Annotated in this window: 16 protein-coding genes and 1 tRNA gene; 12 read left to right on the top strand and 5 right to left on the bottom strand. The window is 70.1% G+C overall.

The window, feature by feature from the left end; all coding sequences use genetic code 11:
* Positions 1-22 precede the first annotated feature (22 nt).
* The 6 genes from V2S04_RS05370 (at position 23) to V2S04_RS05345 (ending at position 6,153) form a co-directional block, all read left to right on the top strand.
* Entirely contained in the window at positions 23-685 is a 663-nt protein-coding gene (locus V2S04_RS05370; protein ID WP_413637409.1) for an O-methyltransferase, read from the top strand.
* A 97-nt stretch (positions 686-782) separates the two neighbouring features.
* Positions 783-2,063 (top strand): phosphopyruvate hydratase, encoded by a 1,281-nt coding sequence (gene eno / locus V2S04_RS05365; protein ID WP_413637408.1) that lies wholly within the window; start codon positions 783-785, stop codon positions 2,061-2,063.
* Positions 2,064-2,107: 44 nt separating this feature from the next.
* A complete protein-coding gene (locus V2S04_RS05360; protein ID WP_413637406.1) occupies positions 2,108-2,638 on the top strand; it encodes an FtsB family cell division protein in 531 nt (176 codons plus the stop codon).
* 40 nt (positions 2,639-2,678) lie between these two features.
* Complete coding sequence (locus tag V2S04_RS05355) at positions 2,679-3,212, top strand: DUF501 domain-containing protein (protein ID WP_413637405.1); 534 nt, start codon at positions 2,679-2,681, stop codon at positions 3,210-3,212.
* Positions 3,209-4,585: a S8 family serine peptidase gene (locus V2S04_RS05350; protein ID WP_413637404.1), complete on the top strand. Its 1,377-nt coding sequence runs from the start codon at positions 3,209-3,211 to the stop codon at positions 4,583-4,585. The genes V2S04_RS05355 and V2S04_RS05350 overlap by 4 nt, the downstream gene beginning before the upstream one ends.
* Positions 4,586-4,605: 20 nt before the next feature.
* Entirely contained in the window at positions 4,606-6,153 is a 1,548-nt protein-coding gene (locus V2S04_RS05345) for an NAD(P)/FAD-dependent oxidoreductase (protein WP_413637403.1), read from the top strand.
* A 53-nt stretch (positions 6,154-6,206) separates the two neighbouring features.
* On the opposite strand, the gene V2S04_RS05340 is transcribed toward V2S04_RS05345, so the two are convergent.
* Positions 6,207-6,279: transfer RNA gene (locus tag V2S04_RS05340), tRNA-Leu, on the bottom strand.
* A 65-nt stretch (positions 6,280-6,344) separates the two neighbouring features.
* Here V2S04_RS05340 and V2S04_RS05335 point away from each other — a divergent pair.
* From V2S04_RS05335 to V2S04_RS05325, 3 genes are all read left to right on the top strand, one after another.
* The gene (locus V2S04_RS05335) at positions 6,345-7,577 is read left to right on the top strand and encodes an alanine racemase (RefSeq protein WP_413637402.1); all 1,233 of its coding nucleotides are present in this window, start codon (positions 6,345-6,347) and stop codon (positions 7,575-7,577) included.
* On the top strand, positions 7,574-8,887 hold the full coding sequence (locus tag V2S04_RS05330) for a D-arabinono-1,4-lactone oxidase (protein WP_413637401.1): 1,314 nt from the start codon (positions 7,574-7,576) through the stop codon (positions 8,885-8,887). The genes V2S04_RS05335 and V2S04_RS05330 overlap by 4 nt, the downstream gene beginning before the upstream one ends.
* 74 nt (positions 8,888-8,961) lie before the next feature.
* Complete coding sequence (locus V2S04_RS05325; RefSeq protein WP_413637400.1) at positions 8,962-9,528, top strand: LemA family protein; 567 nt, start codon at positions 8,962-8,964, stop codon at positions 9,526-9,528.
* A gap of 42 nt (positions 9,529-9,570) precedes the next feature.
* Here V2S04_RS05325 and V2S04_RS05320 read toward each other — a convergent pair whose 3' ends face one another.
* On the bottom strand, positions 9,571-10,833 hold the full coding sequence (locus tag V2S04_RS05320) for a winged helix-turn-helix domain-containing protein (protein ID WP_413637399.1): 1,263 nt from the start codon (positions 10,831-10,833) through the stop codon (positions 9,571-9,573).
* A gap of 69 nt (positions 10,834-10,902) precedes the next feature.
* Here V2S04_RS05320 and V2S04_RS05315 point away from each other — a divergent pair, with 69 nt between their 5' ends.
* Together V2S04_RS05315 and ilvA are read left to right on the top strand one after the other, a co-directional pair.
* Entirely contained in the window at positions 10,903-12,102 is a 1,200-nt protein-coding gene (locus V2S04_RS05315) for an AI-2E family transporter (protein WP_413637398.1), read from the top strand.
* Positions 12,099-13,328 (top strand): threonine ammonia-lyase, encoded by a 1,230-nt coding sequence (ilvA, locus tag V2S04_RS05310; protein WP_413637397.1) that lies wholly within the window; start codon positions 12,099-12,101, stop codon positions 13,326-13,328. The genes V2S04_RS05315 and ilvA overlap by 4 nt, the downstream gene beginning before the upstream one ends.
* Before the next feature lie 71 nt (positions 13,329-13,399).
* Here the strand turns inward: ilvA and greA are convergent, their stop codons facing one another.
* Both greA and V2S04_RS05300 read right to left on the bottom strand, forming a co-directional pair.
* Complete coding sequence (gene greA / locus V2S04_RS05305; RefSeq protein ID WP_110555105.1) at positions 13,400-13,888, bottom strand: transcription elongation factor GreA; 489 nt, start codon at positions 13,886-13,888, stop codon at positions 13,400-13,402.
* Between the two features lie 123 nt (positions 13,889-14,011).
* A complete protein-coding gene (locus V2S04_RS05300) occupies positions 14,012-14,398 on the bottom strand; it encodes a DUF4307 domain-containing protein (RefSeq protein ID WP_413637396.1) in 387 nt (128 codons plus the stop codon).
* Between the two features lie 71 nt (positions 14,399-14,469).
* On the opposite strand from V2S04_RS05300, the gene V2S04_RS05295 reads away from it, so the two are divergent.
* Positions 14,470-14,715, top strand: coding sequence for a hypothetical protein (locus tag V2S04_RS05295; RefSeq protein WP_413637395.1), 246 nt, complete (start codon positions 14,470-14,472; stop codon positions 14,713-14,715).
* 12 nt (positions 14,716-14,727) lie between these two features.
* Here the strand turns inward: V2S04_RS05295 and V2S04_RS05290 are convergent, their stop codons facing one another.
* Positions 14,728-15,201, bottom strand: coding sequence for an S-ribosylhomocysteine lyase (locus tag V2S04_RS05290; RefSeq protein WP_340087989.1), 474 nt, complete (start codon positions 15,199-15,201; stop codon positions 14,728-14,730).
* Positions 15,202-15,261: the final 60 nt, after the last annotated feature.

Here is a 15,261-nt window from a genome sequence, read left to right as displayed (position 1 = left end):
GCGGGGCGACTTGGCTGGGCGCATGGTCGAATCCACCCCGCACGCGTGGCGCGCCGCAGACGAGTACCTCTCCGACCTGCTGGTCGGGCACGACCCCGACCTGGAGAAGGCGCTCGAAGCGCAGCGGGCAGCGGGGATGCCCGACATCGAGGTCGCGCCGGTCGCCGGCAAGCTGCTGAACCTGCTCGTGCGGATCAGCGGCGCCCGCCGCGTGCTCGAGATCGGCACGCTCGGCGGATACTCCACCATCTGGATGGCGCGCGCCGTCGGCGAGCAGGGTCGCGTGGTCACGATCGAGGCCGAGCACGCGAACGCCGATATCGCGCGTGCCAGCATCGACGCGGCGGGGGTGGGCGATCGCGTCGAGATCCGGGTCGGGCGCGGCGAGGACGTGCTGCCGACCCTCGTGGGCGGATTCGATCTGGTGTTCATCGATGCCGACAAGGAGTCGAACACGCTGTACCTGGACTGGGCCGCCCGCCTCGGGCATCCGGGCACCGTGGTCGTGCTCGACAACATCGGGCGCGACGGCGAGATCGTGAACGACGCCACGACCGACACCAAGGTCATCGGCACACGCGAGGGGCTGCGGATGCTGGCGGAGGACCCCCGCTTCGATGCGACCGCGCTGCAGACGGTCGGCGTCAAGGGCTGGGACGGCATCGCCGTCGCCCTCGTCGTCTGACATGCGCCCGGGCCGCGACGACGGGCACGGCTAGACTGAAGCGCGGATCGACGTCGCTCCACCACCACCTTTCCCTCCCTTTCGAAGGAGCACTTCTGTGGCACTGATCGAGGCTGTAGGCGCACGAGAGATTCTCGACTCGCGCGGTAACCCGACCGTCGAGGTGGAGGTGCTGCTCGATGACGGTGTCGTCCAGCGCGCCGCCGTCCCCTCCGGTGCATCCACCGGAGCCTTCGAGGCGTACGAACTGCGCGACGGCGACAAGGGCCGCTACGGCGGAAAGGGCGTGCTGAAGGCCGTCGAGGCCGTCATCGACGAGCTCGGGCCCGCCATCGAGGGCGTCGAAGCGAGCGAGCAGCGCGTCGTCGACGAGATCCTCAACGAGGTCGACGGCACCGACAACAAGAAGCGCGTCGGCGCCAACGCCATCCTCGGCGTGAGCCTCGCCGTCGCCAAGGCCGCGGCCGACTCGGCCGACCTGCCGCTGTTCCGCTACCTCGGCGGACCCAACGCGCACCTGCTGCCCGTGCCGCTGTTCAACGTCATCAACGGCGGCGAGCACGCCGACAACGGCATCGACATGCAGGAGTTCTTCCTCGCCCCGATCGGCGCCGACACGTACTCCGAGTCGCTGCGCTGGGGCGTCGAGACCTACCACGTGCTGCGCAGCGAGCTGAAGGCCGCCGGCTACGCGACCGGCCTCGGCGACGAGGGCGGCTTCGCCCCCGACCTGCCCAGCAACCGCGAGGGCCTCGAGTTCCTCATCAAGGCGATCGAGAAGGCCGGCTTCACCCCCGGCAAGGACATCGCCCTCGGCCTCGACGTCGCCGCGACGGAGTTCTTCACCGACGGCGTGTACCGCCTCGACAACAAGGACTGGACCGGCCCCGAGCTGATCGAGTACTACCAGACGCTGGTGAACGACTTCCCGATCGTCACGATCGAGGACGCGCTCGCCGAGGATGACTGGGACAACTGGAAGCAGCTCACCGACGCGCTCGGCAGCAAGGTGCAGCTCGTCGGCGACGATCTGTTCGTCACCAACCCCGAGCGTCTCGGCGACGGCATCAAGCGCGGCGTCGCGAACTCGCTGTTGGTGAAGGTCAACCAGATCGGCACCCTGACCGAGACGTTCGACGCCGTCAGCCTCGCGCAGCGCTCGGGCTACACGGCGATGCTGTCGCACCGTTCGGGTGAGACCGAGGACACCACGATCGCCGACCTCGCCGTCGCCACGAACGCAGGTCAGATCAAGACCGGTGCGCCCGCTCGCAGCGAGCGCGTCGCGAAGTACAATCAGCTTCTGCGGATCGAGGAGGAGCTGGGTGACGCCGCGGTGTTCGCCGGCGCATCCGCCTTCCCGCGCTTCCAGGCCTGAGCCGGAGCGCACGCGCTGATCTGAACGAACGAAGGAGGAGGAGCATGGCCAGACGCCCGGTTCCTCCTCCTTCGGCGTCCCGGCCCGCAGCATCGGCCCGAGAGCGCTCGAGCGGGCGCCCGGCGACCACGGGTCGCACGGTCGACGTGCGCGAGTGGGCCGGCGGCATCCGCCTGTCGGGCTTCGCGGTGATCATGCTGTCGCTGGTCGTGCTCGGCACCTGGGTGCTCGTGCCCACCATCGGCACGTACCTCGGGCAGAAGCAGAAGATCGCCGCTCTCGAGAACTCGGTGCAGGTGACCGAAGAGCAGATCGCCGAGCTCGAGCGCGAGCGCGACCGCTGGGACGATCCGGCGTACATCACCACCCAGGCGCGGGAGCGGCTCTACTACGTCAAGCCCGGTGAGGTGCCGTACCTGATCGATTTCGATCTCGACCCCGCCGACCTGCCGCCCGAGCAGCAGGAGGTCAGTGACGAGCTCGAGGAGCGTCCGGCCGACTGGATGCCGCAGCTGCTGCGCGGGCTGACCTCGGCGGGCCTGGCGAAGACGGCGGTCGAGGCGCCGAACCGCTAGGGTGCGTCGGCGCACAGCGACCCTCCCGTACCCTGGTGGGGTGACGACACCTCCCTTCCCGACGCCGACCGCCGCTGAGATCGCCGTGGTCTCGAACCAGCTGGGCCGGGCCGCCCGCGGCGTCGTCGGCATCGCTGCGCGCTGCGTCTGCGGCAATCCGACCGTGGTCGCCACGGCGCCCCGTCTCGACGACGGAACGCCCTTCCCGACGTTCTACTACCTGACGCACCCCGCGGCCACCGCCGCCATGTCGACGCTCGAGGCGACCCAGGTGATGCCGGAGCTGACCCGGATGCTCGAGGACGACCCCGACGTCGCCGCCGCCTACCTCCGCGCGCACGAGGCGTACCTGGCCGATCGCGCACAGTTCGGCGACGTGCCCGAGATCGACGGCATCTCGGCCGGCGGCATGCCGACCCGCGTCAAGTGCCTGCACGCTCTCGCCGGTCATGCCCTCGCCGCCGGTCCCGGTGTGAACCCGGTCGGGGATGCCGCCCTGGAGCGCTCGAGCTGGTCGCCCGAGCGCTGCGCATGCGTCGACCCGGGTGCCGCGCGGGGAGACCAGGCGGGATGACGGCCGAGCGGATGCTTCGTGGCATCGCCGCGGGTGCGGCGATGGCGGCATCCGTGATCTTCGCCGCGACGCCGGCGTGGGCCGCCGACCCGTCGACGGGGACCTCTCAGCCCACGGCGGTCGCGACGGCGACCGCGACTCCGACGCCGACTCCGCCGCCCATCCCCGACGATCCGAAGGATCCCGAACGGGCGCTGGAGTACTGGCTCGACGGTGCCAAGATCCGGCAGGCGTGGAGCGTGACCCGGGGCAAGGGCGTGAAGATCGCCGTCATCGACACGGGCATCGGCAAGCCGCCGGTGATCTTCGACGGTGCGGTCGCAGGCGGCACTGACGTGTCCGGCGTGGGCAGTCCCGACGGGCGCACCCCCGTCGGCGTGCGTGATCCCAACCACGGCTCGTGGGTCGCCTCCCTCGCCGCCGGACGCGGCAATCCCGACGGCACCGGCATGATCGGCGTCGCGCCGGAGGCGCAGCTCCTGTCGGTCTCCATGGGATTCCCCGGCTCGTCATCGACGGTGCCGTTCACCGAGCAGGTCGTCGACGGCATGAGATGGGCCGTCGACAACGGCGCCGACATCATCAACCTGTCCTTCACCACCAACACCCTCGACTGGGACGAGAGCTGGGACGAGGCCTTCCTGTACGCCTTCGAGCACGACGTCGTCGTCATCGTCGCCGCGGGCAACCGGGGCAGCGGCACGTCGATGATCGGCGCGCCGGCGACCATCCCGGGAGTGCTGACCGTCGGCGGGGTGGATCAGACCGGGATCGCCAGCCAGGGGGCATCCACCCAGGGCATCACGATCGGCATCTCGGCGCCCAGCGAGTCTCTGCTGGGTGTCTCGGCCGACGGCACCCTGCGCTCGTGGGACGGCACGAGCGGCGCGGCTCCCATCGTCGCCGGGGCCGCCGCGCTGGTGCGCGCCGCGCACCCCGATCTGGACGCGGCGAACGTCATCAACCGCCTCATCAGGACGGCCGTCCCGGTACCCGACATGACCGGCACACCCGACCCGCTGTACGGCTACGGCCTGCTTGACGCGCACGCCGCGGTCACGGCCTCGCTGCCCACGGTCAGCAGCAACCCGATGGGCGACCTGAGGGAGTGGGTGCGGGTGTACCGCCGGGCCGAGGCCCCCGAGCAGCCGAAGCCCGACGCCACGTCGCAGGCCGTCGAGGTGCCTCCGCTTCCGCCCGTCGAGCAGCCTCCGGAGGCCGGGTCGCCGCTGCTGCCGACCCCCGAATCGCTGCGGTACGGTACCCTGCCTCTGCTGGCGCTCACCGTGCCTGGTATCCTGGTAGCGCTTGGCGTCACCGCAGCTGCCCGGCGCATCCGATCGGAGCGCGGTAGACGCACTCCCACCCCCTGACGACGAGGAGTTGTCCCCCTGTGCCTCAGAACAGCACTGCACCCCGCATTCTGATTGTCGGCGGAGGCTACGCAGGTTTCTACACCGCGTGGAAGCTCGAGAAGCACCTTCGCAAGGGTGAGGCCGATGTGACGATGGTGGACCCGCTGCCGTACATGACGTACCAGCCGTTCCTGCCCGAGGTCGCCGCCGGTTCGATCGAGCCGCGCCACGCGGTCGTCACGCACCGTCGTCACCTCAAGACGACCAACGTCATCACGGCGAAGGTCACCGGCATCGACCACGCCAAGAAGGTCGCGACCATCACGCCGCCGATCGGCGAGCCGTACGAGTTCGCGTACGACCAGATCGTCGTCACCGCCGGCGCCGTGTCGCGCACCTTCCCGATCCCGGGCATCGCCGACAACGCGATCGGCATGAAGACCATCGAAGAGGCCGTCGCCGTGCGCGACCGGCTGCTGTCGAACTTCGACAAGGCGGCGGCGATCCCCGCCGGCCCCGAGCGCGATCGTCTGCTGACCGTCGTGGTCGTCGGCGGCGGCTTCGCCGGCATCGAGGCCTTCGCCGAACTGCGCTCGTTCGCCTCGTCGCTGATCTCGAAGTACCCGCAGCTGTCGTTCGACGACACGCACTTCCATCTCATCGAGGCGATGGGGCGCATCATGCCCGAGGTGTCGCTCGAGACCAGCAAGTGGGTCATGAAGGACCTCGGCAAGCGCGGCGCCTTCATCCACCTCGACACCCAGGTCACCAGCGCGGTCGGCGGCGACGTCGAGCTGTCGACCGGAGAGGTCATCCCGACCGACCTCATCGTCTGGACCGCCGGCGTCATGGCGAACCCGACCGTGGTGCGCGGCGGCGACCTGCCCACCGAACCCCGCGGTCGCATCAGCGCCCGCACCGACCTGCGCGTCGTCGACGCGGATGGCAACCCCGTCGAGGGCGCCTGGGCCGCCGGTGACATCGCGGCGGTTCCCGACAAGACCGGCGGTCTGCCCGACGGCACCTGCGTGCCGAACGCGCAGCACGCCGTGCGTCAGGCCAAGCTGCTCGCGAAGAACCTCGTCGCCGTGCTGCGTGGCGAGGGCACCAAGGAGTACTTCCACAAGAACCTGGGCGCTGTCGCCGGTCTCGGCCTCTACAACGGCGTCTTCCAGTCCGGCAAGATCGCGCTCAAGGGCTTCATCGCCTGGGTCGCGCACCGCGGTTACCACGGCCTGGCCATGCCGACCTGGGAGCGCAAGTGGCGCGTGCTCTGGGGCTGGTGGAACAACCTGTGGCTCGGCCGCGACTTCGCCAACCTCGCCGCCGTGCAGCACCCGCGCGCGGCCTTCGAGGAGTTCGCGGCACGGCCGCGTCCGGCGGCGGCCCCCGCTGCCGCGCCAGCCGAGCAGAAGGACACGGCGAAGGCGGATGCCGGCAAGCCCGCCGCTCATGCGGATGCCGTGAAGCCCGCAGCCAAGGCGGATGCCGCCAAGCCTGCCGCGAAGAAGCCCGCAGCCAAGAAGCCGGCGGCCAAGAAGGCGCCCGCGAAGACGAAAGCCGAGAACGTCGACGTCCAGGTCTGACCTGCGATGCGAGAAGGGCCCGTCCGACATCGGACGGGCCCTTCTCGCATCTGTGCCCCCAGTCGGATTCGAACCGACACTGAAGCGTGTTTAAGACGCCTGCCTCTGCCGTTGGGCTATGGGGGCCCGCGGTTCAGCCTATCGACGCCGCGGCACGGAGCACGTCGCGGGCCGCGTCGTATGGTGGGGGAGTGCTCGATCTCACCGCAGGCAGGCCGTCGGCAGCCGACGCGCCCTGGCTCACGCCCGATCTGTACTGGCCGGCCCTGACCGACGCGACCGCGCATCTGCCCGCGCCGGTCGCCGTGATCAACCGCGAGGCTCTGCGGCACAACGCCATGGACCTGCTGGTGCGAGCCGGAGGCATCCCGATCCGCGTCGCGACGAAATCCGTGCGCGTGCGCGCCGTGCTCGACGCCGTGCTGGAGATCCCGGGCTACCGCGGCATCCTCGCCTTCACGCTCGCCGAAGCGCTCTGGCTCGCCGAGCAGCACGACGACATCGTGCTCGGCTATCCGACCGCCGATCGGGCGGGTCTGAGCCGCCTGCTCGCCGATGAGCAGGCGGCGGCCCGCATCACGCTGATGATCGACGATCTCGCGCAGCTCGACCTCATCGACTCGATCGCGGCTGCCGGGTCGCGTCCGCACGTGCGCGTCGCCATCGACGTGGACGCCTCGCTGCGCTCGCCCTCCCTCGGACACATCGGGGTGCGGCGGTCGCCGCTGCACTCGGCATCCGACGTCGTGGCCTTCGCCAGACGGGTCGCTCGGCGTCCGGGGTTCCGGCTCGTGGGACTGCAGATGTACGAGGCGCAGATCGCCGGCCAGGGCGACGCCGCGGGCGTCGATGCGCCCGTCATCCGGATGGTGCAGGCGCGCTCCCGCGACGAGCTGATCCGTCGCCGTGCCGAGATCGCGGAGGCGATGGTCGACGTCGCTCCGCTGGAATTCCTGAACGGAGGGGGCACCGGTTCGCTGGAGTTCACCGGCAGCGACGAATCGCTCACCGAGGCGACCGCGGGCAGCGGGCTGCTGGCCGGACACCTGTTCGACGGCTACCGCGCCTTCCAGCCCGCGCCTGCCGCGGCCTTCGCGTTCGATGTGGTGCGCAAGCCGACCGCCGGCATCGCGACCGTGCTGGGCGGCGGGTGGGTCGCGTCGGGGCCTGCACTCGCATCCCGCCAGCCGCTTCCGGCGTGGCCGGCGGGGCTGCAGACGCTCGGGCGGGAGGGCGCCGGTGAGGTGCAGACGCCGCTGCGCGGCGCGGCGGCGCGGGAGCTGCGCGTGGGCGACCGCGTCTGGTTCCGACACGCCAAGAGCGGCGAGCCGGCCGAGCGGATCGATCGTTACCATCTCGTCTCGGACGGCGCGGTGATCGGCGAGCTGCCCACCTATCGCGGTGAGGGAAAGGCATTCCTATGACGCAACCGGGCGGAACCTGGCGGAACTGGGGGCGCACCGCTGCGGTGCGTCCGGTGCGCGTGGAGCGACCCCGCTCGCCGGAGGGCGTGCAGCGCGCGGTCATCGCCGCCGCAGCCCAGGGGCTCACCGTGAAGGCGGTCGGCGCGGGGCACAGCTTCACGGGGATCGCCGCGGCCCCCGGGGTGCTGCTCGAACTCGACGATCTGCAGGGGCTCGTCTCGGCCGATGCCGTCAGCGGCCGGGTGACCCTGCTCGCGGGCACGCGGCTGCATCGCATCCCCGCCCTGCTCAAGCCCTATGGGCTGGCCATGCAGAACCTCGGTGACATCGACCGCCAGTCGATCAGCGGCGCCATCTCGACCGGGACGCACGGCACCGGGGCACGCTTCGGCGGCATCGCCACGCAGGTGCGCGGACTGACCCTGATCACCGCCGCCGGCGAGTTCCTGCGCATCGACGAGCACCGCAACAGCGACCTGCTGGCGGGATCGATCGTCGGACTCGGCGCGCTCGGCATCGTCGTCGAGGTGACGCTGCAGTGCGTACCGGCCTTCGTCATGCACGCGGTGGACGCGCCCGCCCCGCTCGAGGAGACGCTCGGGTCGCTGCGCGAGCGCGTGGCGGATGCGGATCACTTCGAGTTCTACTGGCACCCGCACACCGACCTCGCGCTCACCAAGACCCAGACGCGGCTCCCCGAGTCGGCCCGGCGCCACCCGCGGCCGCCGGTGAAGCGGTGGATCGACGAGACCCTGCTCGCGAACGGGCTGTTCGGTGCGTTCTGCGCGGTGAGCCGAGTCGTGCCGTCCGTCATCCCGCCCTTCAACCGTCTCGCGGTCACCGTCACGGGTGACGCGGCGTACTCCGACCAGTCGCATCGCGTGCTCGTCCACCGCCGCGACGTGCGCTTCCGGGAGATGGAGTACGCCCTGCCGGCGGAGAACGTCGGTCCGGCATTCGATGAGCTGCGGCGACTCATCGAACAGCGCCGATGGTGCATCGAGTTCCCGGTGGAGGTGCGCTTCGCTGCCGCCGACGACCTGTGGCTGTCGACCGCGTTCGGCCGCGACACCGGCTACATCGCCGTGCACCGCTACTGGCACGCCGATCCGCGCGAGTACTTCGACGCCGTCGAGCAGATCATGCTCGCCCACGGCGGGCGCCCGCACTGGGGCAAGCTGCACACCCTCGGCGCAGACCAGCTGCGCGAGCGATACCCGAGGTTCGATGAGTTCGTCGCGCTGCGGGACCGGCTCGACCCCGATCGACTGTTCGGCAATCGTCACCTCGAGCGCATTCTCGGCGCCTGAGCACGGCCTGTCGTCCAGCCGACGCGCAGTCATACGCGCATAGGATGGATGTCGATTCACGAGGGGGACTCTGCATGGAATGGCTGTGGCCGGTACTGATCATCGTCGCGGTACTGCTGCTCGTCGGCATCTATCTGTGGTCGACGTACAACTCGCTGGTGCAGCTGAATGTGCGCGTCGACGAGGCGTGGAGCGGCATCACCGTGCAGCTCAAGCGACGAGCCGACCTGATCCCCAACCTCATCGAGACCGTGCGGGGCTACGCCGCGCATGAGAAGGAGGTCTTCGAGGGAGTCACCCGAGCACGCGCCGAGACGCTCTCCGCCTCCGGGCCCGCTGAGGCCGGGGTCGCCGAGGGGCACCTGCAGCAGGCGCTGCGCAGCCTGTTCGCGGTCGCCGAGGCGTACCCGCAGCTGCAGGCCAGCCAGAACTATCTGCAGCTGCAGCACTCGCTCGTCGACACCGAAGACAAAATCCAGGCCGCGCGCCGCTTCTACAACGGCGGGGTGCGCGAGCTGAACACCAAGATCAAGGTGTTCCCCAACAACCTGTTCGCCCGCGGCCTCGGCTTCAGCGAGCGCGAGTTCTTCGAGGTCAGCGACGACGGCGCGATCTCCGAGCCGCCACGCGTGCAGTTCTGACGCCAAGAGGGTCGATGCGACGACGTCGCATCGACCCTCTTCTCATTCCCGCGGGTGCACGTGACGGTCGACGGCGGTGTCGGAGCCGTGCAGCGCGCTCGCCAGGGCATCCGCCGCGTCGCCCCACCCCGATACGCTGATCCGCTCCAGACTCTGCCATCGCGCGGCCCGCACGAGCTCCTGGGCGATGTGCTCGGCGTCCGCCTCGGGTCTGGCGTGCGCCTCCCACCACGCCGACTGCACGCGCAGCGTCGAGGAGGCGCGGTCGGCCTTCAGGTCGGCGCGTCCGACGACCCGGTCGCCCACGAGCAGAGGCAGGGAGTAGTACCCGTATCGCCGCTTCTCGGCGGGCACGTAGATCTCGATCCGGTAGTCGAAGCCGAACACCCGCAGCGCTCGATCGCGGAACCACACCACCGGATCGAACGGCGTGAGCAGCGCCGCGCGATCGATGCGGCGCGGCAGCGTCGCGTCGCGGTGGCGCCACGCGGCGACGGGCTTCCCGGCGCGCTCCCACCCGCGCACGACGACCGGGTCCAGTTCGCCGGCGTCGACGAGATCGGCCACCGCCGCCCGCACGGCCGACTGGTCGCGCAGTCGGTAGTAGTCGTTCAGATCGGCGATCGTCGAGACGCCGTACGAGCGGGCAGCGCGCCGCACCAGCTCGCGGATCGCAGCGTCGCGCGTGACCATGGTGTCTCGGATGCCGGATGGGATGATCTGCTCGGCCAGCCCGTAGCGGCGCTCGAACCCCACCCGACCGGCGATGGCGACCTCGCCGCAGCGCCAGAGGTGCTCGAGCGCGATCTTGGCCTCATCCCAGTCCCACCACGAGCCGCGCTCACGGGGAGCATCGTCGCGCAGGTCCACCGGACGCAGCGCGCCGCGGGAGCGCAGCTCGTCCCGAACCCAGTCGAGGGTGCGCCGGTGCGCATGCATCCAGGCGTCGGGGCGGGCCGCGCGCTGCTGCCATTCCCGCATGCGGAAGCCCCACAGGGGCCAGTCGGCGACCGGCATGAAGGTCGCCTCATGAGCGAGGTACTCGACGTAGTGGGTCGTGCGTGACAGGAAGGTGCGATCCAGCAGCGCCGGGTCGTACGCACCCAGCCGGGAGAACATCGGCATGTAGTGCGACCGGGCGAACACGTTGACGGAGTCGATCTGCAGAACCCCAAGGTGATCCATCGCCCGATGCAGGTGGCGCGGCGCCACAGCATCCGGCCGGCGTCTGGTGAAGCCCTGGGCGGCCAGAGCCATGCGACGCGCCTCGGCGGCGCTGAGGGTGTTGGAAGGGTGGGCCGTCACCGCGCCAGGCTATACGCACCCGCCGACACGCGGCATGAGCCCGATTCGACCCGTACGTAGAATTGCACAATGAGCGACGACCTGAGACCGAGGTTCCGCAATCCGTTCCGCCACTATCCGCCGGTGCTCGACCGCACCGTCACCACAGAGGCCGACGAAGCCGTTCCCGCGCCGCTCCGCGTCACCGCCGCCTACTCGTGGCGGCTGCTCGTCATCGCCGGCCTGCTGGCCCTGTTCATCTGGCTGGTGATGCTGCTCAAGCTGCTGGTCATCCCGCTGCTGATAGCCATCCTCGTCACCGCCCTGCTGTGGCCCGCCTTCCAGCTCATGCTGCGCGCCCGATTCCCGCGGTGGCTGGCCATCGCCATCACCGTGATCGGCACGCTGGGCGTCGTCACCGGCCTGCTCTGGCTGGTGGTCTGGCAGGTGCGTGCCCAGCTTCCCGAGGTGCAGGCCAAGACGGCGGATGCCATCGCGCAGCTGCGCACCTTCCTGCTCGAGGGTCCGCTGCACCTCACCGAGAAGCAGATCGACGGCTACATCCAGCAGGGCATGGGCCTGCTGAACGAGCAGGCCGACCTGCTGCTCAACGGAGCGCTCGCCGTCACCGGCACCGCGGCTCACATCGTCACCGGCGCGCTGCTCACCCTGTTCATCCTCATCTGCCTGCTCGCCGACGGCGGCGGCATCTGGCGCTGGACGCTGAAGCTCTTCCCACGCATCGCACGTCCCGCCGCCGATGCGGGCGCGCGCAACGGATGGGCGACCGTCGTCGACTACGCGCGCACCCAGATGTTCGTCGCCGCCATCGACGCCATCGGCATCGGCCTCGGCGCCGCTCTGCTCGGTGTGCCGATGCCGATCCCGGTGGCCGTGCTCGTGTTCCTCGGCTCGTTCGTGCCGATCGTCGGCGCCGTGGTCACGGGGGCCGTGGCGGTGTTCCTCGCGCTGGTCTACAACGGCCCGGTGATCGGACTGCTCATGCTCGGCGTGGTGCTGCTCGTGCAGCAGCTCGAGGGCCACATCCTGCAGCCGATCCTTATGGGATCGGCCGTCAAGGTGCACCCCCTCGCCGTGGTGCTCGTCGTCGCCGGCGGTGCCATGATCGCGGGCATCCCGGGTGCCCTTTTCGCGGTGCCGCTCGCCGCATTCGTCAACGTCGCGGCGGTGACGATCGGCTCGGGAGCATGGCGCACCGGGCGGGAGCCCGCCGCGGAGGATCTCATCTGGAGCACAGTGCCGCGGGAGCGGCAGAGGAGGAATCGATGACAGCAGTTCCCAGCCTGGCCGAGTTCACCGCCGCCGCGGCGAGTCTCGACGGGGTGATCTCCCGTACGCCGACCGAGCTCTCCCGCGCTCTCAGCGAGACGCTCGGCTCGACGGTGATGCTCAAGATGGAGAATCTGCAGCGCACCGGCTCGTTCAAGGTGCGAGGCGCGACGTATCGTCTGTCGCGCCTGACCGCCGAGGAGCGGGCCAGGGGAGTCGTGGCGGCGTCCGCCGGCAACCACGCGCAGGGCGTTGCGCTCGCCGCGCAGATGCTGGGCATCCCGGCCACGATCTTCATGCCGCTCGGCGTTCCGGTGCCGAAGCTGCTCGCCACGCGCGGATACGGGGCCGAGGTCGTGCTCGAGGGCGAGACGGTGGCGACCTCGCTGCGCCTCGCCGCGGAGTTCGCCGAGCGCACCGGCGCGGTGCTGATCCACCCGTTCGACCATCGTGACATCGTCATCGGCCAGGGCACGCTCGGCCTCGAGATCATGGAGGACGTCCCCGACGTGGACACCGTGATCATGGGGATCGGCGGGGGCGGGCTGATCGCCGGCGTCGCCGCGGCGGTGAAGGCCGCGGCCGCCGCCGCCGGTCGCACCGTCCGGGTGATCGGCGTGCAGGCCGAGAACGCGGCGGCCATGCCGCCCTCGCTCGAAGCGGGCAGCCCGATCGAGATCCAGACGCACCCCACCATCGCCGACGGCATCCTCGTCGCCCGACCGGGCGACGTGCCGTTCGAGATCATCCGCGACCTGGTCGACGAGGTCGTCACTGTCACCGAGGACGACATCGCGCGGGCGCTGCTCGTGCTGCTCGAGCACGCGAAAGTGGTCGTCGAGCCCGCAGGCGCCGTCGGCGTCGCGGCGATCCTCGCCGGAAAGGTGCACGACACGGGCGTCACGGTGCCGATCCTGTCGGGCGGCAACATCGACCCGATGCTGCTGCAGCGCGTCGTGGCGCACGGTCTCGCGGCATCCGGCCGGTACGCGACGGTCCGGATCCCGCTTCCCGACCGTCCCGGACAGCTCGCTCAGGTGTCCGACCTGCTCGCCCAGGCGGGGGCGAACGTCATGGAGGTGCTGCACACCCGGCACGGCCACGGTCTGCAGATCAGCGACATGATCCTGCAGCTCTCGATCGAGACGCGCGGACCCGAGCACACGCAGCTGGCCCTCGACACCCTGCGCAGGGCCGGGTTCGAGCCGGTCGTCGTGCCCGACTGAGCGCTCGGCATGCGAAAGGGCGGGGTGCTCCGATCGGAGCACCCCGCCGTTTCACGAGTGAGCGGTGCGGGTCAGCCCGTGTAGGTCTCGACGCCCGTGATCTCGACGCTGATCGCGCGCCCGTTCGGCGCCTCGTAGCTCGACTTGTCGCCGACCTTCAGGCCGATGATGGCCTGGCCGAGCGGGCTCGCCTCGCTGTACACGTCGAGGTCGCCGCCGGCGGCGATCTCTCGGCTGCCGAGCAGGAAGACCTCCTCGTCGCCCGCGACCAGCGCGGTGACGACCGTTCCGGGCTCGACGATGCCGCGGCTGGTAGGCGCCTCGCCGACCTTCGCGGTCTTCAGCAGCTGCTGCAGCGTGCGGATGCGCGCCTCCTGCTTGCCCTGCTCGTCCTTCGCGGCGTGATAGCCGCCGTTCTCCTTGAGGTCGCCTTCTTCGCGGGCCGCTTCGATGCGGGCGGCGATCTCGTCACGGCCGACCGTCGAGAGGTGCTCGAGCTCCTCGGCGAGCCGGTCGTAGGCCTCCTGCGTGAGGAAAGGGACCTGAGCGTCTGTGGACACAGCGTGCTCCTTACGTAGCGGGCCCCTTCAGGGGCTTGGGGACATCGGGTCGGAGTGCTGACCCGAGGGATATGCGAAGACGCCCCGGCGTGGGCCGGGGCGTCGGTCATCTTTCGGATGATTCTAGGTGACCCAGCAGGCGTTCACCAAACCGGTGGTCGCTTCGGCCACCGTCGGGATGCTGACCGCGACGCCCTTGGTGTGATGCTCGCCGCCCGGGATCTCGACGATCTTCCAGCCGACGATGCCGAACTCCTCATCCTGCGCTTCGACCGCGCAGGCGACATCCGCACCCTGCGGCGCGGTGAACTGGAAGTGCAGCTCGACGGTGTGCGCGTCGACGACGGTGAAGCCCAGGTCATCGGCATCCACCGCGGTCATCTGCTTCGCCACGATCGTCCAGCCGAGCGCGACGACGGCGGCGGCGGCGACCGCGCCGAAGATCATCCAGGGGAGGCGACGCCTCGGCGTGCGACCGTATCGCTCATCGAGCTCGCGTGCGGTGGTCACGTCTCTCCCGGGTGTGGACGGCGGATAGGCTGGACTTCCAGGTTATTCGACCTGCGAGGAGAAGGCGGACCATGATCCTGTTCGGTGAGAACACCCCGATGCCGACGCCGTCGATGACGGTCGACCCGAACTCGGTGACTCCAGGATTCGCCGGCTTCGCGATGATCGTGCTGATCGTCGCCGCCGTCGTGCTGCTGATCTGGGACATGAACCGCCGCATCCGGCGCGTGCGCTACCGCGAAGAGGTGCGCGAGGAGCTGGATGCCGAGCAGGCGGCGCTGCGCGAGCAGACCGACGGCGACGCGAACGGCCGCTGAGACCCGCCCGGCTCAGACGCCGACGCGCTCGAACGCGTCGAGGCTGATGCCCTGATCGAGGATGGTCTTCGACCACTCCTTCGCGCTGTGCAGGCTGTGGTCGCGGTAGTTGCCGCACTCCACCGCTGACACGCCGGGCACATCGCTCCATTCGGCGTTCTCGGCGATGAACTCGAGGCCGCCGCGCACCGCCGCGACGACGTCCGCCACGGCCGGCTCACCCCAGAAGATCGCGTGGAAACCGGTCCGGCAGCCGAATGGCGAGATGTCGATGAGACCGTCAATGCGATCGCGCACGACGCTCGCGAGCAGGTGCTCGATCGTGTGCAGGCCGGCCGTGGGGATCTCGCCCTCGTTCGGCTGCACGAAGCGCACGTCGAAGTTCGAGATCGCGTCTCCCTTCGGCCCGTGCTCGACGCTGATGAGGCGCACGTACGGCGCCTTCACAGCGGTGTGATCCAGGGTGAAGCTCTCGACTTCGGCCATTCTCGCTCCTCGCTTGTGACGGTCGATTCGAGCGTATCCCCGGTGCACGTGACAGGCGCC

This window comes from Microbacterium sp. OR21 (genome assembly GCF_047306785.1).
In the GTDB taxonomy this organism is placed as follows: Bacteria; Actinomycetota; Actinomycetes; order Actinomycetales; family Microbacteriaceae; genus Microbacterium; species Microbacterium esteraromaticum_E.
Note: the sequence above shows the minus strand (reverse complement) of the source record. Positions and strands in the feature narration are given on the sequence as shown.